18 protein-coding genes are annotated in these 17833 nt (G+C 56.2%); 11 read left to right on the top strand and 7 right to left on the bottom strand.

All coding sequences use genetic code 11. The features are described from left to right. Nucleotides 1-8: 8 nt before the first annotated feature. The 4 genes from rplI to ACR0LY_RS01255 all read left to right on the top strand — a co-directional run bounded on the left by rplI (nt 9) and on the right by ACR0LY_RS01255 (nt 3147). Complete coding sequence (gene rplI, locus ACR0LY_RS01270) at nt 9-629, top strand: 50S ribosomal protein L9 (protein ID WP_170349079.1); 621 nt, start codon at nt 9-11, stop codon at nt 627-629. Nucleotides 630-819: 190 nt separating this feature from the next. Then, on the top strand, nt 820-1260 hold the full coding sequence (locus ACR0LY_RS01265) for a lytic transglycosylase domain-containing protein (RefSeq protein WP_170349429.1): 441 nt from the start codon (nt 820-822) through the stop codon (nt 1258-1260). Nucleotides 1261-1499: 239 nt separating this feature from the next. Further along, entirely contained in the window at nt 1500-2201 is a 702-nt protein-coding gene (locus tag ACR0LY_RS01260; RefSeq protein ID WP_170349080.1) for a helix-turn-helix transcriptional regulator, read from the top strand. A 97-nt stretch (nt 2202-2298) separates the two neighbouring features. After that, nucleotides 2299-3147 carry an acyl-homoserine-lactone synthase gene (locus ACR0LY_RS01255; protein WP_170349081.1) on the top strand — a complete coding sequence of 283 codons (849 nt, stop codon included), beginning with the start codon at nt 2299-2301 and terminating at the stop codon, nt 3145-3147. Nucleotides 3148-3245: 98 nt separating this feature from the next. On the opposite strand, the gene tig is transcribed toward ACR0LY_RS01255, so the two are convergent. From tig to ACR0LY_RS01240, 3 genes are all read right to left on the bottom strand, one after another. Then, entirely contained in the window at nt 3246-4577 is a 1332-nt protein-coding gene (gene tig / locus ACR0LY_RS01250; RefSeq protein ID WP_170349082.1) for a trigger factor, read from the bottom strand. Nucleotides 4578-4762: 185 nt separating this feature from the next. After that, the gene (locus ACR0LY_RS01245) at nt 4763-5887 is read right to left on the bottom strand and encodes a porin (RefSeq protein WP_170349083.1); all 1125 of its coding nucleotides are present in this window, start codon (nt 5885-5887) and stop codon (nt 4763-4765) included. Between the two features lie 303 nt (nt 5888-6190). Beyond that, nucleotides 6191-7927: an NAD(P)H-hydrate dehydratase gene (locus tag ACR0LY_RS01240; protein WP_170349084.1), complete on the bottom strand. Its 1737-nt coding sequence runs from the start codon at nt 7925-7927 to the stop codon at nt 6191-6193. 169 nt (nt 7928-8096) lie between these two features. On the opposite strand from ACR0LY_RS01240, the gene ACR0LY_RS01235 reads away from it, so the two are divergent. The 5 genes from ACR0LY_RS01235 to ACR0LY_RS01215 all read left to right on the top strand — a co-directional run bounded on the left by ACR0LY_RS01235 (nt 8097) and on the right by ACR0LY_RS01215 (nt 12247). Then, entirely contained in the window at nt 8097-8435 is a 339-nt protein-coding gene (locus ACR0LY_RS01235) for a P-II family nitrogen regulator (RefSeq protein WP_058280621.1), read from the top strand. A 27-nt stretch (nt 8436-8462) separates the two neighbouring features. Then, nucleotides 8463-9869 carry a type I glutamate--ammonia ligase gene (glnA, locus tag ACR0LY_RS01230; RefSeq protein WP_170349085.1) on the top strand — a complete coding sequence of 469 codons (1407 nt, stop codon included), beginning with the start codon at nt 8463-8465 and terminating at the stop codon, nt 9867-9869. Nucleotides 9870-10017: 148 nt separating this feature from the next. Next, a complete protein-coding gene (locus ACR0LY_RS01225; protein WP_174820419.1) occupies nt 10018-10287 on the top strand; it encodes a hypothetical protein in 270 nt (89 codons plus the stop codon). A gap of 54 nt (nt 10288-10341) precedes the next feature. Continuing rightward, nucleotides 10342-11136, top strand: a complete 795-nt coding sequence (locus tag ACR0LY_RS01220; protein WP_170349087.1) for a lytic murein transglycosylase — start codon at nt 10342-10344, stop codon at nt 11134-11136. A 199-nt stretch (nt 11137-11335) separates the two neighbouring features. Further along, entirely contained in the window at nt 11336-12247 is a 912-nt protein-coding gene (locus tag ACR0LY_RS01215) for a hypothetical protein (protein ID WP_226688305.1), read from the top strand. A 36-nt stretch (nt 12248-12283) separates the two neighbouring features. Here the strand turns inward: ACR0LY_RS01215 and ACR0LY_RS01210 are convergent, their stop codons facing one another. Further along, nucleotides 12284-13024 carry a heme-dependent oxidative N-demethylase family protein gene (locus ACR0LY_RS01210; protein WP_170349089.1) on the bottom strand — a complete coding sequence of 247 codons (741 nt, stop codon included), beginning with the start codon at nt 13022-13024 and terminating at the stop codon, nt 12284-12286. A 122-nt stretch (nt 13025-13146) separates the two neighbouring features. Between ACR0LY_RS01210 and dddP the strand changes: the two genes are divergently transcribed. Then, nucleotides 13147-14490, top strand: a complete 1344-nt coding sequence (dddP, locus tag ACR0LY_RS01205; RefSeq protein ID WP_170349090.1) for a dimethylsulfonioproprionate lyase DddP — start codon at nt 13147-13149, stop codon at nt 14488-14490. Nucleotides 14491-14494: 4 nt separating this feature from the next. Here the strand turns inward: dddP and ACR0LY_RS01200 are convergent, their stop codons facing one another. Further along, nucleotides 14495-14686 carry a hypothetical protein gene (locus tag ACR0LY_RS01200; RefSeq protein ID WP_170349091.1) on the bottom strand — a complete coding sequence of 64 codons (192 nt, stop codon included), beginning with the start codon at nt 14684-14686 and terminating at the stop codon, nt 14495-14497. A gap of 235 nt (nt 14687-14921) precedes the next feature. Between ACR0LY_RS01200 and ACR0LY_RS01195 the strand changes: the two genes are divergently transcribed. Further along, complete coding sequence (locus ACR0LY_RS01195; protein ID WP_170349092.1) at nt 14922-16136, top strand: bifunctional alpha/beta hydrolase/OsmC family protein; 1215 nt, start codon at nt 14922-14924, stop codon at nt 16134-16136. Nucleotides 16137-16497: 361 nt separating this feature from the next. Here ACR0LY_RS01195 and ACR0LY_RS01190 read toward each other — a convergent pair whose 3' ends face one another. Together ACR0LY_RS01190 and ACR0LY_RS01185 are read right to left on the bottom strand one after the other, a co-directional pair. After that, the gene (locus tag ACR0LY_RS01190; protein WP_170349093.1) at nt 16498-17058 is read right to left on the bottom strand and encodes a hypothetical protein; all 561 of its coding nucleotides are present in this window, start codon (nt 17056-17058) and stop codon (nt 16498-16500) included. Nucleotides 17059-17197: 139 nt separating this feature from the next. Next, nucleotides 17198-17785, bottom strand: a complete 588-nt coding sequence (locus ACR0LY_RS01185; RefSeq protein WP_170349094.1) for a biotin transporter BioY — start codon at nt 17783-17785, stop codon at nt 17198-17200. Nucleotides 17786-17833 lie beyond the last annotated feature (48 nt).

Here is a 17833-nt window from a genome sequence, read left to right as displayed (position 1 = left end):
AGACTGACATGCAAGTTATCCTTCTGGAACGCGTTGCGAAACTGGGTCAGATGGGCGACGTCGTTGACGTCAAGCCCGGCTACGCCCGCAACTTCCTGCTGCCTCAAGGCAAAGCGCTGAGCGCGTCCGAGGCAAACGTCGCCTCGTTCGAAGCCCAGAAAGCGCAGCTTGAGGCCCGCAACCTGGAAACCAAAAAAGAAGCTGAAGCACTGGCTGAAAAGCTGGATGGTCAGCAGTTCATCGTGATTCGCTCGGCATCGGATGCCGGCGCTCTGTACGGTTCGGTCACCCCGCGTGACGCCGCAGACGCAGCAACCGAGGCTGGTTTCACCGTCGACAAGAAACAGATTGCCCTGATCGCACCGATCAAGGAACTGGGTCTGCACTCGCTCGCAGTCAAACTGCATCCTGAGGTCGAAGTTGAAATCAAGATGAACGTCGCCCGTTCGGAAGAAGAAGCCGAACTGCAGGCGTCGGGCAAATCGATCCAGGAACTGGCTGCTGAAGAAGAAGCCGCTGCTGAATTCGAAATCGCCGAACTGTTCGACGATATCGGTTCCGCTGCTTCGGAAGATGAAGAGCTGGTTGCCGAAGAAGCTCCGGCTGAAGAAGACGAAGCCAAAGCCTGATCTGGTTCAATCGAATTTCGAAAAGGCCGCACCGATTTGTGCGGCCTTTTTTCATGCACACGCAAAACGGGCAAATTTCGGCCACATCTCAAGCCTACACTTGCAGATGGGCACTCGTTTCCTATCATCGCGCCCTGAAATTCGGAGTACACAGATGACCGCTTACCTGCGCCGCAGCGCTCTGGCCATGATGCTGATGATCCCCTTCGCTGCTTGCGGAGGGCCGGAGACGGTGTCGCAAGACGCATTCGATCCCCCTCTCTACCCCAACGAAACGCCTGAGTTACGGGCCTCGATCAATAAGTGGGCGGATCACTACGAAGTCCCCCGCGAGCTTGTACACAAGCTGGCGATCCGGGAAAGCACTCATCGCCCGTGGGCTGTGAACCGGCCTTATTATGGACTGTTGCAAATCCTTCCTGCGACGGCACGCTCTATGGGCTACAGCGGAAATGCACAGGGGCTGCTGGACGCCGATGCCAATCTGGAATTTGCCGGAAAGTATCTGCGCGGCGCCTGGTTGCTTTCGGATGGCGATCAGCAAAGGGCAATCTTCCTGTACGCCAAAGGGTATTGGCCCGAAGCCAAAGCCCGCGGAATGCTGGTTGAAACTGGGCTTGTACCCGAATGAATTCCCGCTCAACTTGTACAAAGAACGTAAACATCCGATGCCAATTCGCGTCAGAATCGGCGGAATTCCACCCAAATACCCCAGCTTCACGCAGTTCTGTTGCTCTAAGTACGCATTATGCCTGCGCGATATGAACAATTCCCTTGCGCTTAATACCTCGGTTGACGCAACGTAGGCTTGAATACGGACAGACTGTGCGCTTTCGGGGGGTGGAAAGCGCTATGTAAAAGGTTGGACAGGTGAAACTCATAGACTTGGCCGCGCTCGACCAACAGGAAAAGTCGACCGCAGACATAATCAACTCGGTCTGCGAGGAACTCGGCTTTGACTATGCGTCTTATGCCACTTTAAATCCTGTGAAAGGTGACGTTCAGGGGTATGCGAATTACCCTGACGAATGGAAAATCCATTACGGCAGCCATGGATACCACCATTTCGATCCAACAATATACCAGTCGGTTCTCAGCATTGCACCGGTCGATTGGGGCCGTTTCAATCACGACGAAAAATTTAATGCCGTTTTCCGCGATGCACATGACTTCGGCATTACCCCGCGTGGCTTAACCGTTCCTGTCCGCGGCCCTTACGGCGAATGCGGAATACTAAGCGTGACCCGCGATTGTTCAGATGCTGAATGGGAGTCGCTCAAAAGAGAAGTTATGGGCGACCTGCAAATGGCCGCTGTGCATGCGCATGATACGGTTATGCAGTCCGGGGTTCTGGCCAAAGCATTGTACCTGCCCGCCCTTTCGACACGCGAAAAAGAGATCCTTCAATGGGTCGCTGAGGGTAAATCGCAGCAAGATATTGGTGATATTTTGTCGATTTCCCACCGAACCGTCGAGGTTCACATGCGCTCTGGCCGCGAAAAACTGGGCGCGTTAACCACGCCTCAGGCCATTGGCCGGGCGATAGGTTTGGGCTTAATCGCCCCAGGATAAGCAAAAAATCGAAAAAAATACGGGAAACCCCCAATAGTTTCCGCCCGCGACATGGTTAACTCTCGAGTCACGGTAACCAGACTGTAGGGGGATGGAAATGATCATCGTAATTGATGGTATCAACCAGCATATGTTTAGTGATGTCCTGGACGAAATGTTCAAACTACGAGCCCGCGTGTTCGGCGATCGTTTGGGCTGGGAGGTCAACATAGTAGACGGCCGTGAACGCGATATGTTCGACGACCTGAATCCTGCACACGTGGTCAGCATCAACGACGAGGGGGAAGTCGTTGGGTGTATGCGCCTGTTGCAGACCACAGGTCCACACATGCTTGCGGATGTCTTCAATTCTATTCTGGACGGTGAACCGCCCTTGCGCAGTTCACAGGTCTGGGAAGCGACCCGGTTCTGTGTCGACACCAAACGACTGGGCCAAGGGCGCGGCAAAAATTCAGTGTCCTATGTGACCAGCGAGGTCATGATCGGCTCGTTCGAATACGCCAAAACCGCAGGCGTACTGGACTCGATCGCTGTGATTGACCCAATTATGAACCGTGTTCTGCAACGGTCGGGCAATGCCCCGTATGATTACCTCGGTAGTGCAAAACCAATGGGCAAAGTGGTTGCGATGGCGGCGTTGATGGATTGCTCGGATGAACGAATTTCGGGCATTCGGGACTATGCGGGAATCGAACATGACGTCTTCCTGACCGAAGAACAGGCGCTGAGTCTGTTCGCGCTCGGCAAGGCCGAAAAACCCGCTAATGTCGATCACCAACCGCTGACCGAGCTTGAGAAATACTTCGTCGAACAGATGCATTCAGCAAAATCGAAAGACGAAGTCAAAGACGTGCTTAAACTGATCGAAGCGCTGTCAGATCGTTTCACGCCAGAGCAAAAGACTGCTCTGCTGAGTACCCCCCGTGCTTTTGCTCATGAGGCCTGACCCCCTCACCTCATAAGATCAAAAGCCACCCACCGGAGCCGTCTGATTGTCAGACGGCTCCGTTTTTTTGTGCCCCGTGGGCAGGGGGCGGAAGAGGATTACTCCTCTTCTAATGCCTCTACGGCTTTCTGCAGGTCGTCTTTGCTGACTTCTTTGTCGGCAACCTGAGCTAGTTCAACGATGTAGTCGATGACTTTGTCTTCGAAGATCGGCGCGCGCAGTTGCTGCTGCATCTGAGCGTTCTGCTGCACGAATTCAAAGAACTGACGTTCCTGACCCGGGTACTGACGCGCCTGGTTCATGATCGCCTGCGTCATCTCGGCATCGGTGACTTCAACCTCGGCCTTCTGACCCAGCTCGGCCAGCAGCAGGCCCAGACGCACGCGGCGCTCGGCCAGTTTGTTGTGCTCGTCGGTGGGCTCGATCTCGGCGTGGTCGTGGCCTTCCACTTCCGGGTTTTCCTCGTGCCACAGCTGGTGCGCGATCTGCTTGGCTTCGGCTTCAACCAGCGACGGCGGCAGGTCGAAGGAAACGATCTTGTCCAGCGCGTCCAACAGCGCGCGCTTCATGACCGCACGTGACGCACCGGAATACTCTGCCTCCAGACGCTCAGCGATCTGAGCTTTCAGACCAGCCAGATCTTCGGCACCGAACTTGGTGGCCAGCTCGTCGTTAATCTCGGCAGCAACCGGCTCTTTCACTTCTTTCACCGTGCAGGTGAAAACAGCGTCCTTACCGGCAAGGTTTTCGGCGCCGTATTCTTCTGGGAAGCTGACGTTCACGTCTTTTTCTTCTTCGGCCTTCACACCGACCAGCTGCTCTTCAAAGCCGGGGATGAAGCTGTTCGAGCCCAGAACCAGCGGGTAGTCTTCGGCCGAACCACCTTCGAATTCTTCGCCGTCCACTTTGCCAACAAAGTCGATCACAACCTGATCGCCGTCTTTGGCTTTGGACCCCTTGCGGCGCGCTTTGAAGTCCTGCGCGGTTTCTGCCAGGCTTTTCAGCGCTTCTTCGACGGCCTCATCATCCGCTTTGACAATCAGCTTTTCCAGCTCGACCGATTTCAGATCAACTTCGGGGATTTCCGGCAGCGCCTCATAAGACATCTCGACGTGAACGTCGTCGCCTTCTTTCCAATCTTCGTTGGTCATCTTGACGTCAGGCTGCAGCGCCGGACGCTCACCGCTGTCTTCAAAATGCTTGCTCATGGCGCCATCGATGCTTTCCTGCATCGCTTCGCCCAGCAGGCGCTGACCAAACTGCTTTTTCAGCAGGGCCATCGGCACCTTGCCTTTGCGGAAGCCCTTCATCTCGACTTCGGGCTGTGCTTCGGTCAGCTTTTCGTTGACCTTGTCGTCCAGCTCGGCTGCGGTCACAACGATGTTGTAGCCGCGTTTCAGACCTTCGTTCAGCGTCTCGGTAACCTGCATTATGGTAGTCCCCATAGGATTCGGGGCGCGCAAAACGGCGCGCCGGGCAAATTTGACGCCTTCTATTTGCCCAGCCGCCTGCGTGCAAGGGGGCAAAGCCCGGATCAGCCTTGTTTTACCGCCGATTTGAACAAAAAAAAACGCCCCGGACTGACCCGGGGCGCCTATTCCCAAGAAGGTCGGGATCAGAACTTCCAGAGCGCACCCAGAACCCAGGCTTCGTTCTTGTCAAAGTCGACCGTGTCGTCGAAGTCATGGTTGCGATATTTCAGGTACGCATCAGTGTTGATGCTGTCGATCCGCTGAACGACGGCGACACCCCAGGATTTTGTGCTGGACCCGTCGTTTTCGAAATCCGAACCATCGAAATAGTCGATTCCGACACCGGTTTTCCCCCAGGACACCCAGTCCCCTTCATAGGCCAGTTTGGTGTACCAATAGTCCGGGTCGCTGGCACCGGTGGCAGTGTCGTCACGCGTACCCAAGGCCGCCGTAAAGCTGAAACCGCTGGGCAGCAAAACCGAAGCGGACCCGATCGTGTCTTTGCGTTCACCCGAGCTATTGTCGAAATCCCGCACCGCATAGGCCACGCTTGCGGCAAACTCCACGCCATTTGCGAAAGTATTGCCGTAAGAAACCGCGATGTCGTAGTAGTCATCATCGTCGCTGCTGGACAGAATGTTCTGACCATAGGCAATTGCCGCTGAGAAACCGTTGAAGTCGGGGGTGTCGTAACGGATCCGGCCACGGCGAGCGCCATCAAAGTTGCTGGCAGAGTCACCGACGGTGATACCGCTTAATACACCGTCCGTGCCGCGATAGAAAAACGCACCGTTTTCGTCGTTCGTAAAGGAATACAAAGCCGTTCCAACATAAGACAGATCAACCTCGGCCGCACCGTCCGACGCCATGCTCCCCTGCCCGGCCGAGAACTTGCCGTATCCCCCTTTTAACGAGAAATCGACATGTCGGATGTCTTCCCGTGACCACCCGTCATTGTTGGTTCCATTCTGGTTGGCCGTTCCCGTACTCGGCAGACCCAGTCCGGTTTCGAAACGGAACATGAATTCATTGCTGCCATAGGGCTGCATCAGCCGCAGGCCGACGCGGCTGTTGGACAGGTCATTGTCCAGCAAGCGCGTTTCCGTTTCCTCGCCATCATCGACCGAGACGATCACCGGATCGAGCTGTCCGTACAACAGAACGTAACCGCCACTGTTGTTGTTGTATTTCAGTTCCGCTGCCGCGGGAATTGCCGTTGTCGCAACCAACATCGCAGCTATTGAGGACAGTTTTAGTTTCTGGGTCATTTCATTCACCTTGAAAATTCCGGCTTTCGTTGCTCATCAATCGCGTGCATGCCGCCATAGCTCCAGAGGCCTCTTGCGATACTTTCAAAGTATTGCATGTCCGCCACTCAGAGCAGGAAAGTCAGAAATAATTCCTATTTTAATCAACGCATTATCTGCAGGAAGACCGCAGCCGGAGACCCCCTCCAAGCGAATTCTGACGCCCGGCTATGCGTCTGGCAAACACTCGATTTGATGACACCGCAAACCAGTCGGCCAAATGCTGCCGAAGATCGGGTGGATCGGCCAAATCTCGCCTAAAAATCATATATTAAGTTGTTTGAAAACTTCAGGAAGCAACTCGGGCAAGTCTTCAGCGATAAGCCCCGGGCCAAACGCACGCGCGCATTCCACATGCAACCAAGCCGCTGTTTCAGCGGCCTGCATCGGGGCAAACCCACGCGCGAGCAGCCCGGTGATAAAACCAGCCAGAACATCGCCGGACCCGGCCGTAGCCAACCAAGGGGCCGCACGGTCGTAGACTGCTGCATTGACCGAACACTGTCCGTTCGGCGCCGCGATCACCGTGTCCGGCCCTTTGAACAAGATCACGCACCCTGCCCGCTTGGCGGCCTCGCGTGTTGCATCCACCTTGGAATAGGCCGGGCCTTTGGTTGCAGGGGCTGACAGCTTTTCGGCAATATCCGGAAACAACCGCGCAAACTCACCACCATGTGGTGTCAAAATGCAGTTTTCATGCAATTGCGCGGACAAGACTGCGGGATCATCCGCAAAAGCTGTCAACGCATCCGCATCCAGTACAGTCGCGCGCTTGGCGTTCAGAGCCGCTGGCACCAAATCCCGCGCACGTTCCAACCCCAACCCGGGGCCAAGGCACAATGCGTTGAGCCGCTCGTCCTGCAGCACTTGTGTCAGGCCATCCGCTCCTTCGACCCTCTGCAACATGATGGCTGTGACCTGCGCAGCGACCTCCATCTGAGCCGCCGGAGGCACCCCCAACGTCACAAGCCCTGCCCCAATCCGCAGAGCCCCGCGCGCCGCCAATCGAGCAGCACCGGTTTTAACTGCGCCACCCGAAAGGATCAGAGCGTGGCCGTGGGTGAACTTGTGATGCTGTTTGGATTTTGGCAAGCGATAGAGCGGCAACCCACCCCATGTTCGCTCGTCCTTCACGCGGCCCGGTGCTTCGGCAAGGGTTAGAAATGCAGGGCGGTTCGCTCTGCGAAAAGGCTTTGGGCCTAATGTGAACGCATCGTCATATGGTTCACCGTTAAAGCGGCAACGCTGAATGGAGATACCGATGTCTTTCACAACTAGCCTGCCACACAAATCCGGCCCTTGCGCCAGGAAATGCCCGGGCTTTGGGCTGTCGAAACAAACAGTCAGCCACGCAAAACGGTCGCGCAAAGCACGCGCGCCGCCCGCTTGGGCAGCCTTGCTCCGTATCTCTGCAGGAACACTGTCCAGCAACTTGCTAGACCATGGGTTCGGAGCCTCTTGATGCAACACACGCCCGCTGTCCAGACACAATCCGGACGGGGCGTCGATGCTGATTATGCGGTCGGTGTAGTGGTCCCCATTCACACCAGAAAGATGTCGAACGACGTTGAACAATTCACCGTCCAAACCGCGTTTCAGTCCCGTCCCGAACAGAGCATCAACGTAAAGATCAGCAAAACCACCTTTGCGCATGTCCTGTTCGGTCAGCGGTATAACCTCCCCTAACTCAAGCCATCGATCATAATTCACTCGCGCATCTGGCGGCAGCTTCTTGGGATCGCCATAGAGAAAGACCTCGACCTCCCAACCCCACTCTTTCAGCAACCGCGCAACGACAAACCCATCACCACCGTTATTTCCCGGACCGCACAATACCACGGCTCGACCCAATGTTTTCGACAGCTCTGGCCACTCTTCGAATATAGCCTCGACAACGCCGCGCCCAGCCCGTTCCATCAACTCCAGCCCGGTCACCTCGCCAGACTCAATCGCGGCCTGTTCGATGGCCCGCATCTGTGCGGCTGTCAGCAATTCCGTCATCTCAAATTCCCCTGACGATTCAATTCTGATTACTTTTTGTGCAAGTCGATCAAAATTTCACCCACCGCTTAATTTCTCACCACAAGGGCCCGGCCATTTTCGCAATCAGATTGCCGACCGATCTTAGACGTGATCAGTGCCTTTCTGACAAGAGTTATAGGAGCCCGGGATGAAGAAGATCGAAGCGATCATCAAACCGTTCAAACTGGACGAAGTGAAAGAGGCGCTGCAGGACGTAGGTGTCCAGGGCCTCAGCGTGATCGAAGTCAAAGGGTTCGGCCGACAGAAAGGTCACACCGAGCTCTATCGCGGCGCTGAATACGTGGTCGACTTTCTGCCCAAGGTGAAGATCGAGGTCGTTCTGGACGATGACCAGGTTGACGCCGCCATCGAGGCCATCGTGTCCGCCGCGAAAACCGACAAGATCGGCGACGGTAAGATCTTTGTCTCGCCCGTTGAACAAGCCATTCGCATCCGTACCGGCGAGACCGGTTCGGAAGCCCTGTAATCGAACACCCAATAGAGGAATAAGAGTATGAGCAAGGACGCAGTTCTTCAGCTGATCAAGGACGAAGGCGCCGAATACGTCGATGTTCGCTTTACCGACCCGCGCGGCAAGTTGCAGCACGTGACCCTGATGGCCGATCAGGTTGACGAGGATTTCCTGGAAGAAGGCTTTATGTTCGACGGTTCGTCCATTGCGGGCTGGAAATCGATCGAAGCATCGGACATGAAGCTGATGGTCGACACCGAAAGCGCGTATGTCGATCCGTTCTACGCTGAAAAAACCATCTGCGTACACTGCTCGGTTGTTGAGCCCGACACTGGCGAAGCTTATGAGCGTGACCCGCGCGGCACCGCTCAGAAAGCCGAAGCATACCTGAAGGCATCGGGTATCGGTGATGTGGCCTATATGGGCCCCGAAGCTGAGTTCTTCCTGTTCGACGATGTTCGTTTCTCAAACACTATCAACAAAGTATCGTACGAAGTTGATGCGACCGACGCATCGTGGAACACCGACACCGAGTACGAGATGGGCAACATGGGCCATCGTCCGGGCGTCAAGGGGGGCTACTTCCCGGTCAACCCGATTGACGAAGCACAGGACCTGCGTTCGGAAATGCTGTCGACCATGAAGCGTCTGGGCATGAAGGTCGACAAGCACCACCACGAGGTTGCCTCGTGCCAGCACGAGCTGGGTCTGATCTTTGACAGCCTGACCAAACAGGCCGACGAGCTGCAGAAATACAAGTACGTCATCCATAACGTTGCCCACGCCTACGGCAAGTCGGCGACCTTCATGCCGAAACCGATTGCAGGCGACAACGGCACCGGCATGCACGTGAACATGTCGATCTGGAAAGATGGCAAGCCGCTGTTTGCCGGCGACAAGTATGCTGATCTGTCGGACGAAGCCCTGTGGTTCATCGGTGGTGTTCTGAAGCACGCCAAGACCCTGAACGCCTTCACCAACCCGTCGACCAACAGCTACAAGCGCCTGATCCCGGGTTTCGAAGCTCCTGTTCTGCGCGCCTACTCGGCCCGTAACCGTTCGGGTTGTGTCCGTATTCCGTGGACCGAAAGCCCGAAAGCCAAGCGCGTCGAGGCCCGCTTCCCCGATCCGGCTGCGAACCCTTATTTGGCGTTTGCCGCACTGCTGATGGCCGGTCTGGACGGCATCAAGAACAAGATCGATCCGGGCGAAGCCATGGACAAGAACCTGTACGATCTGCCCGCCGAGGAACTGGCCGATATCCCGACCGTTTGCGGCAGTCTGCGTGAAGCTCTGGAAGCTCTGGCATCGGATCACGACTTCCTGCTGCAAGGCGACGTGTTCACCAAAGACCAGATCGACGGCTACATCGCACTGAAGATGGAAGAGGTCGAAACCTACGAGCATACTCCGCACCCGGTTGAGTACGGCATGTACTACAGCTGCTAAGCGGCGGTTGAACTTAAGAAAAGAAAAGGGCGTCCTACCGGGCGCCCTTTTGCCGTTCAGGGTAACACTTCTTGACTGACACGCACGAACGTCCGAGCCTCGTCCCAAAGTATTGATCAGAGGATTTTGGGAGGGCGCGGTGCGGTTGATGTTGAAATTCACAATACCGGTTGAAAAAGGCAATCAAGCAGAACGGGACGGATCGCTGGGAAAAGCCATCGAAGCGCTTGTGAAAGACGTCAATGCCGAGGCCGCCTATTTTGCGCTGGAACACGGAAAACGCATGGGCATTGTCATTTTCGAGGAAAGCGATCAGGCCCGCATGCCGAAAATCAACGAGCCCCTGTTTGCCGCATTGAACGCCAATATCGAAATTCAGCCCGTCCTGACGGCCGAGGATCTGCAGCGTGCATTATAAGTGCCACTCGGATCGCGGGGTCGGTTGGACTTATCTTATTAAGGGATTCTTTTCATGAAGCGATTTGCAATTTTACTGACCCTTACGCTGGCTCTGCCCACAATTGCGGCCAGCGCCCCTTGCGGCAATACCAGCAGCGGGTTTGAGGTTTGGAAGAAGGACTTTGCCAAACAGGCTAAACGCGCGGGAGTCAAAAAGAAGGGATTGCAGGCGCTGGCGCAAAGCCAATACGCCACCCGTACAATCGCGGCAGACCGCAATCAAAAAAGCTTTAAATACTCGTTGGACAAATTCATGCGGGTACGCGGCGCCGACGCAATCGTGTCGCAAGGACGCAAGCGCAAGGCCCGCAACCCGCAGTTCTATGCCGCGCTGGAGCGCCAATACGGCGTCCCCAGCGGAGTGCTTATCGCCATTCACGGAATGGAAACGGGTTTCGGAAATTTCATGGGGGACAGTCAGGTTGTTTCCGCGATCACAACACTGGCCTATGATTGTCGCCGTTCTGACTTCTTTATTCCACATGCCATCGGTGCGCTAAAACTGGTCGATCAAGGCAGTATTACGACGGCAACCCAAGGGGCCAAACATGGCGAATTGGGGCACACTCAATTCCTGCCGGGCAATGCGTTGACCTATGGGGTCGATGCAACCGGTGACGGCCAGGTCGATTTCTACAATATGACAGACGCGCTTGCCTCAACCGCCAATTTTCTACGCCAAAAAGGGTGGAAACCGGGGCGTGGCTACCAGCCGGGGCAACCCAACTTCGCTGTAATTCAGCAATGGAACGCTGCCACGGTCTATCAGCAATCCATTGCGATTATGGCAGCCCGAATCGACGGCTGAGACCTGCCACAAATCTGCGCCTGCACACCCCAATCCGGCCACATTGTTGCCACAGACATTAAGTGGCCGCTAAAATGTCTAGGTTTCCATAGAGTAATCAATCCTGCCAATTTTGGATTTTTTTCCATTTCTGCCAAATTCTGCCCCATATCGCTTGTTAACCTGTTTGGTAAGACAGGATGCGACAAGGGACAGCGCAGTGACAACGAAGCACAGCTATCATGGTGGTCTTCAATTCGACGGTGAGACCGACGGCGCGATCGAGCGGTTCGGTGCCATCGTCGCCACGACATTGGAAGACTATGGCCATCTGGTCGAGCGTAAGACCATGCTAAGCGCAACCGAAGCCAGCATCGTTTCCAGCCAGTATCTGGTGCGCCTGACTTTGGAAACTCAGGCGACCGGAGCAGAAGACCGTTTTGAGCGGTTGGACCGTGCCGCCGGGTTAAAGACCGCCCATCGGCCGATCGTGACCCTTCCGCAGAGCCGTTTGGCAATTACAATCTCTCCGGTATCAGCGCTGCTGGATGACAGTGAAATCTCAGAGCTTATGTTGGTGGTCATCCTGTATCGGATGGTTGATATCTGCGCGACGCAGCGCGTCGAATGGCTGTCGCCCAACACAGTTCTGACCGTGGAACAGTTCATGAGCGCGTTCAACACGCTGACGCCTTCCAAACCACGCAACAGACAACAGATTTTCGAGGCAGTGACAGGCCCGTTCGCGGGGCTGGCCATTACTGAAGAAGACCTGGATGAGCCACAAAAAGAGGCGCTGAAACCAGCAGCCCGGCCGATCCAGCTGTCGGATGAGCAGTTGCTCAGCATCGCTTTCCGGACAGAACCTATCGAGCAACCTACTGATCGGGACGAAGATACGCCCCCCCTCGACCACGATAAGCCCAGCGATATCCTGCGACTGTCCAGTTGGGGATTGACCGGGGCCGTGGCAAGCGTGTCAGTTCCGATCGCGGTCTCTCTGGCCGCAGTGAACCTGATCAAAGGTGAAGATTTTCGCCTTAATACTCAGGTACTTGCCTACTCCGTCGCAATCTCCGCTCTCAGCACAAGCGGGGCAATTGCCGGTGTCGCAAACGCGTTTGGCATGTAGCACTAAACCGAAGACCCTCCTTGGAAGCCCCGCCACTTAGGCGGGGTTTTCCGCTTTGCGCAGGCGCTTTGCCTCAAGCACATAAGTATGGATTGAAAAGACCACGGCCTTCGTTTCAGGCAGACGCAAAAGCGTCTGTCGTTCGCTGCGCAGATACTGCGCGACCCCAGGTTCTTGGACATCACGCGGTGCGCTGGCACTGCGGGGTTGGTGCAGTTCCGCGTCCTCGTACCACAAGGCATTGAAGCGCCAAAGCGGACGTTCAGGTTGTATTCCATCAAACAGGCGCTGCACGCGGCGGGCGATATCGGCATCATAGCTGGCGACGGGCCCATGAATGTCGATCAAGGGGCGCATGAATTTTTCAGACAAACGCCAACTGGCGGGAAAACACAGGATGGCACCGGTCAGAACGTGTTCATCCCCGTGCTTTTGAAGGATGCAGAAATCTTCCTGCACCAGACGACACAGCATATCCATGGGGTTGGAGCGGTCGATTTCAACACCCTGCCCGTCCGGGCGTATGACCCGGTCCAAACACCCAGGGTAAGCGTGCTTTAGGACAAGGTCCAACAGCTCTTGCGCCGCAGGTACGGCACTTGGGTCCAGCGCCAGAACCTCTGCCCGTCTTTCGGCCAACAACGTCGTGCGCCGCTGCATCTGCGCGGCAAACACATCATCACAATGCAGCCAATCATCCATGCTGCCCGGTTGGATACCGGGCAAAGGACGTGGGGCAAGCGGATCATAAGGAATTGAGGTCTGGAGGATCGTCATGCCTTTGACCTAACACCAGTTTACTGGATTGTCGGTCAAAAAGCGACGGATGCCCGGTCGCAATCCTTCAAGACGTGGGGGAAATGATTCTCCACGCTCGACCGCAGGCAGGGAGACCCACTATGAACCAGCACTATCGCGACACCCGCAAGATTGACCCGGCAAAGGGCGCTACGCTTGGCGACGGCACCCCGAACGAGAATGATCGGATTGAGATCGGGCCGACGCAGCTGGCCTTTGCTGAATGGGAAGCCGCCGGGCTTGCCCTGCCCGATCTGGCGCGGATGCGGGAATACCGGTGGAAGCGCCTGACGAAGGCCATCGTGGATCGTGGCTATGGTGGGCTGCTGATGTTCGATCCGCTTAACATCCGTTATGCCACGGACAGCACCAATATGCAGTTGTGGAACACCCATAACCCGTTCCGCGCCGTGCTGCTGTGTGCCGATGGCTACATGGTGATCTGGGACTATAAAAACTCTCCCTTCCTGTCGAAATTCAATCCTCTAGTACGTGAACAACGCTCGGGAGCGGACCTGTTTTATTTTGACCGTGGTGACAAGGTGGATGTTCAGGCCGACGTGTTCTCGAACGAGGTACGGCTGCTGATCGACGAACATGGCGATGGCAACAAACGTCTGGCCGTCGACAAGATCATGTTGCACGGCCTACGCGCGCTTGAGGCGCAAGGGTTCGAGATCATGGAGGGTGAAGAGGTCACCGAAAAGACCCGCGCCGTAAAAGGCCCGGATGAGATCCTGGCCATGCGCTGTGCCAATCACGCCTGTGAAACCGCGGTAGCCGAGATGGAGAAGTTCGCGCGCGCCAATGTGGGTGACGGCAAGACCTCCGAGGACGACATCTGGGCCGTACTACATGCCGAAAACATCCGGCGCGGTGGGGAATGGATCGAAACCCGCCTGCTGGCCTCGGGGCAGCGCACCAATCCTTGGTTTCAGGAATGCGGCCCACGCATCACGCAAAAGAACGAAATCATCGCCTTTGATACCGATCTGATCGGATCTTACGGTATCTGCATCGATATTTCGCGCACGTGGTGGATCGGGGATGAGAAACCCCGCCCTGACATGGTTTATGCCATGCAGCACGCCCATGAACACATCATGACCAATATGGAGATGTTGAAACCCGGCGTGATGATTCCGGAACTGACCGCCAATGCACACAAGCTGGACGACAAGTTTCAGGCGCAAAAATACGGCTGCCTGATGCATGGCGTGGGTCTGTGTGATGAATGGCCTCTGGTTGCCTATCCGGACAAGGCGGTTGCGGGCTCATACGACTATCCGCTTGAGCCCGGCATGGTGTTGTGTGTCGAAGCCGCCTGTGGCGAGGTTGGGGGCGATTTTTCGATCAAGCTGGAAGATCAGGTGCTGATCACCGAGGACGGGTATGAAAACCTCAGCACATACCCGTTTGATCCTCAGCTTATGGGTCTAACATAAAGGATTAGTCCGGCCAGGTTGAGCGGCGGACGTTACCATGCCAGTCCTCGTGTGGGATGGCGGCTTCGGTTGTAGACGGTGCCGCCTGTGGCCAATTTTGCCCCACTGAGAACCCCAGAATTCCGGTCAGGGCAATGATGATTAAAAGATCGGGACGAATAACAACGCCACGCGGGGCGGATGCAGTATGTGCCATTTGAGCCTCCTTGGCTGACTGTGTGTGACACCTGCAAGATGGACATCAGAGAGAAATAATTAAAACGAATATTTGATTGATCAAGCATCACAAATATTGAACCTCGAATTCTCCCAAGAATCCGACCCAAATATCTGTATTCCCCTCACCTTCCCGTGACGCTTCTTACAATGGGGTTGAGTGCCTAGACCGAAGCACACACTATTGGGGCCATCCCGATAGGTAAGGAATTGTCATGCCCACCGAACGCATCACTTTTGCCGGTCACGACGGCAACCAGCTGGCTGCGCGCCTTGATTTGCCGGATGGACCGGTACTTGCGACCGCGTTGTTTGCGCATTGTTTTACCTGTTCCAAAGATATTCCCGCCGCCCGCCGTATTGCTGCGCGTCTGGCGGCTATGGGCATTGCTGTATTGCGTTTTGACTTCACCGGTCTGGGTCATTCGGGCGGTGAGTTCGCGAACACCACCTTTACCTCGAATGTAGAAGACCTGATTGCCGCCGCGCATTATCTGGCCGGGCGAAACATGGCTCCCGCCTTGCTGATCGGTCACTCATTGGGTGGGGCTGCCGTTCTACGCGCGCGCGCAGGTATCCCAAGCGTCAAGGCAGTGGTCACGCTGGGCGCGCCTGCTGATCCCGGACATGTCTCGCACCATTTTGAGGCTGCACTGCCCCAGATCGAACAGGAGGGATCAGCCGAGGTCATGCTGGGCGGTCGCCCGTTCCGCATCGGCAAGGCTTTTGTCGACGACATTTCAGAAACGGCTCTGTCTCCTGCCATTGGCGACCTGAAAGCTGCCCTGCTGGTCCTGCACGCCCCCCGGGATGAAACCGTCAGCATCGACAATGCCAGCACCATCTTTCTTGCTGCCAAACATCCCAAAAGCTTTGTTACGTTGGACGATGCCGATCACCTGATCACGCGGGCCTCGGATGCGGAATACGCGGCGGATGTGATCGCCGCATGGGTCAAGCGATACGTCACACTCTGCCCACCGGCACCACCGCCGGGCGCGCCCGAGGGCGTGGTGCGCGTGACAGAAGTTGATCCCTCCGGGTATTTGCAGGACATCCAATCCGGCCCCCGGCATCACGCGGTTGCGGATGAGCCTGAATCCTATGGCGGTACGGATCGGGGCATGTCGCCTTATGGCTTTGTTTCCTCGGGTCTGGGGGCGTGTACGTCGATGACGATCCGCATGTATGCGCGGCGCAAGCGGTGGCCACTGACGGGTATCTCGGTCGATGTCTGCCACAACAAAGTACATGGTCAGGATGCCGGTCTTGCCGGAGACGGCAAGATCGACGTGTTCCGCCGCAAAATCCGCCTGGAAGGACCGCTGGATCAGGAACAGCGTACCCGGCTGCTGGAGATTGCAGATAAATGCCCTGTACACAGAACGTTGGAAGGGTCAGCCCATATCACTACGGAACTTCTGACCTGACCCTCTGAAACTATCTGCGCGGTCGTGGCGCCGGGCGATGGATCGGCGGTCTGGCTGCGGGTGGTCGCGCCACTGGCGGACGCGGTCGCGCAGGTGGTTTTGCAACCGGCGGCTTTGGTCTTGCCGGAGGTTTGCCAGCAGGCGGTTTCGGCCGCGGAGGCCGGTCGACGTCAATATCTACGTCAACATCGCGTCGATAGTAGTCATTCCACAGCATCGAGTCATAAAACGGGTCGTAACCGTATCCATAGCCGACACCAACTGAAACACCGTCACATGCTGACAGTGCAAAACTTGAAACACCAAGCCCCAGCGCAAGGATTGTACGTTTGATACGTTTTGTGATCATCGGCACATCTCCTTACTGCGTGGCCCGAAACGACGCGAAAACGGCATTCAGGTCGTCAACATATGCCGGATCAGCGCCATTGCGCAGGATCGCGACAACAACGGCCACGCGACCGTTTGGCAGGTCAATGACCGAGGCCGTAAAGTTGATGCCACGCCCGTCGCGGGTGCCGGTACCCCGGATCACTCGCGCCGGCAAACCGCCAATCCGTGTGTCGGAAGTGTTGGTAACTTCGGGATCTTCAACAAGAAACTTATCAATATCTTCAAGATATTGCAGGCCGTCTTTAATTGACTTTACGCCAGCAGGTGAAACGAACCCCATCCAGACGTTGTCATCGGTCAAAGGCCGTATGGCCATGACACGTGCGACAGCGCGAAGATCACCCAGTTCCGTATCCTCAATCTCACGCGGGCCGCCCGTTCGCACGACCCAATAGTCGGGCACCGAAAAGCCAAACAGGGCGCGCCCTGCTTCGGTGTATGTGACAGGAGTATCCGCAGACGCCGGTGTCAAAGCCCCTAACCACAGGGCGGCACAGGCGGCCAGAGTCGAGCCAGTAAAAATTCTCATTTCTAAATAACCTGATGTTTTCGTTGAATGCAGCTTGGACTGCGGTGGCCGGTTTTGTCCAGCATCTCTTGGAATAGGTCAAAAAAAGCCGCGCCCGGATTGCTTTGGGCGCGGTGTCATTCACAAAGTTATTCGGAGATCAGTTGCGGGCGTCGCCAACCAGTTTCCACAGGCCGGGGATCAGCAGAGCGGCCAGCGCCAGTTTGATCACATCTCCCATCAGGAAGGGCGTCAGACCCCATTCCAGGATCGGCTTATCCCAACCATAGAGCTGACCCAGCCACAGCAGGCCCGGCACATAGATCAGTACATTTGCCAGCACCAGCGCCAGCGCCAGTTTCCCGACCGAGCGATCCCAACCGCACGCGGCCAACGCACCCAGCAGTACGGTAGCCATCAGGTAGCCGACCAGATAGCCGCCAGTGCCGCCCATCATGTAAGTCAGCCCAAATTTCTCGGCCGAGGACCCGGCGAAGACGTCAAAACCCAGCGCGCCGATCAACAGATAGCCCAGCATGGTGATCAGACCCAGACGCGCACCATAAGCGGTACCGATGGTCAGAACAGCAAAGGTACCCATAGTGATCGGTACCGGCCACATCGGAACCTTAATCTTTGCGGCAATCGCCAGCGTAACGATACCCACCGCGACCAAGGCCACCTGTTTCACGCGCAGCGCTGTGCCCTCGCGCGGACCGATTGCCTCGGCCAGAACATTTGTAGTCATTTTCGTTTCTCCACGTTCGGATGGAAATTGGGGCACAGGATGGCCCAT

The sequence above is a fragment of the Ruegeria sp. BC5 genome (assembly GCF_056539205.1).
Note: the sequence above shows the minus strand (reverse complement) of the source record. Positions and strands in the feature narration are given on the sequence as shown.

What these genes read in the sequence shown, in the direction of transcription:
- ACR0LY_RS01225 (WP_174820419.1), top strand. Translation starts at nt 10,018, where the DNA reads ATGTTGAAATTCACAATACCGGTTGAAAAAGGCAATCAAGCAGAACGG.
- tig (WP_170349082.1), bottom strand. Translation starts at nt 4,577, where the DNA reads ATGCAGGTTACCGAGACGCTGAACGAAGGTCTGAAACGCGGCTACAAC.
- ACR0LY_RS01265 (WP_170349429.1), top strand. Translation starts at nt 820, where the DNA reads ATGCTGATGATCCCCTTCGCTGCTTGCGGAGGGCCGGAGACGGTGTCG.
- ACR0LY_RS01210 (WP_170349089.1), bottom strand. Translation starts at nt 13,024, where the DNA reads ATGACGATCCTCCAGACCTCAATTCCTTATGATCCGCTTGCCCCACGT.
- rplI (WP_170349079.1), top strand. Translation starts at nt 9, where the DNA reads ATGCAAGTTATCCTTCTGGAACGCGTTGCGAAACTGGGTCAGATGGGC.
- ACR0LY_RS01245 (WP_170349083.1), bottom strand. Translation starts at nt 5,887, where the DNA reads ATGACCCAGAAACTAAAACTGTCCTCAATAGCTGCGATGTTGGTTGCG.
- ACR0LY_RS01220 (WP_170349087.1), top strand. Translation starts at nt 10,342, where the DNA reads ATGAAGCGATTTGCAATTTTACTGACCCTTACGCTGGCTCTGCCCACA.
- ACR0LY_RS01200 (WP_170349091.1), bottom strand. Translation starts at nt 14,686, where the DNA reads ATGGCACATACTGCATCCGCCCCGCGTGGCGTTGTTATTCGTCCCGAT.
- ACR0LY_RS01185 (WP_170349094.1), bottom strand. Translation starts at nt 17,785, where the DNA reads ATGACTACAAATGTTCTGGCCGAGGCAATCGGTCCGCGCGAGGGCACA.
- ACR0LY_RS01195 (WP_170349092.1), top strand. Translation starts at nt 14,922, where the DNA reads ATGCCCACCGAACGCATCACTTTTGCCGGTCACGACGGCAACCAGCTG.
- dddP (WP_170349090.1), top strand. Translation starts at nt 13,147, where the DNA reads ATGAACCAGCACTATCGCGACACCCGCAAGATTGACCCGGCAAAGGGC.
- ACR0LY_RS01235 (WP_058280621.1), top strand. Translation starts at nt 8,097, where the DNA reads ATGAAGAAGATCGAAGCGATCATCAAACCGTTCAAACTGGACGAAGTG.
- ACR0LY_RS01190 (WP_170349093.1), bottom strand. Translation starts at nt 17,058, where the DNA reads ATGAGAATTTTTACTGGCTCGACTCTGGCCGCCTGTGCCGCCCTGTGG.
- glnA (WP_170349085.1), top strand. Translation starts at nt 8,463, where the DNA reads ATGAGCAAGGACGCAGTTCTTCAGCTGATCAAGGACGAAGGCGCCGAA.
- ACR0LY_RS01255 (WP_170349081.1), top strand. Translation starts at nt 2,299, where the DNA reads ATGATCATCGTAATTGATGGTATCAACCAGCATATGTTTAGTGATGTC.
- ACR0LY_RS01240 (WP_170349084.1), bottom strand. Translation starts at nt 7,927, where the DNA reads ATGACGGAATTGCTGACAGCCGCACAGATGCGGGCCATCGAACAGGCC.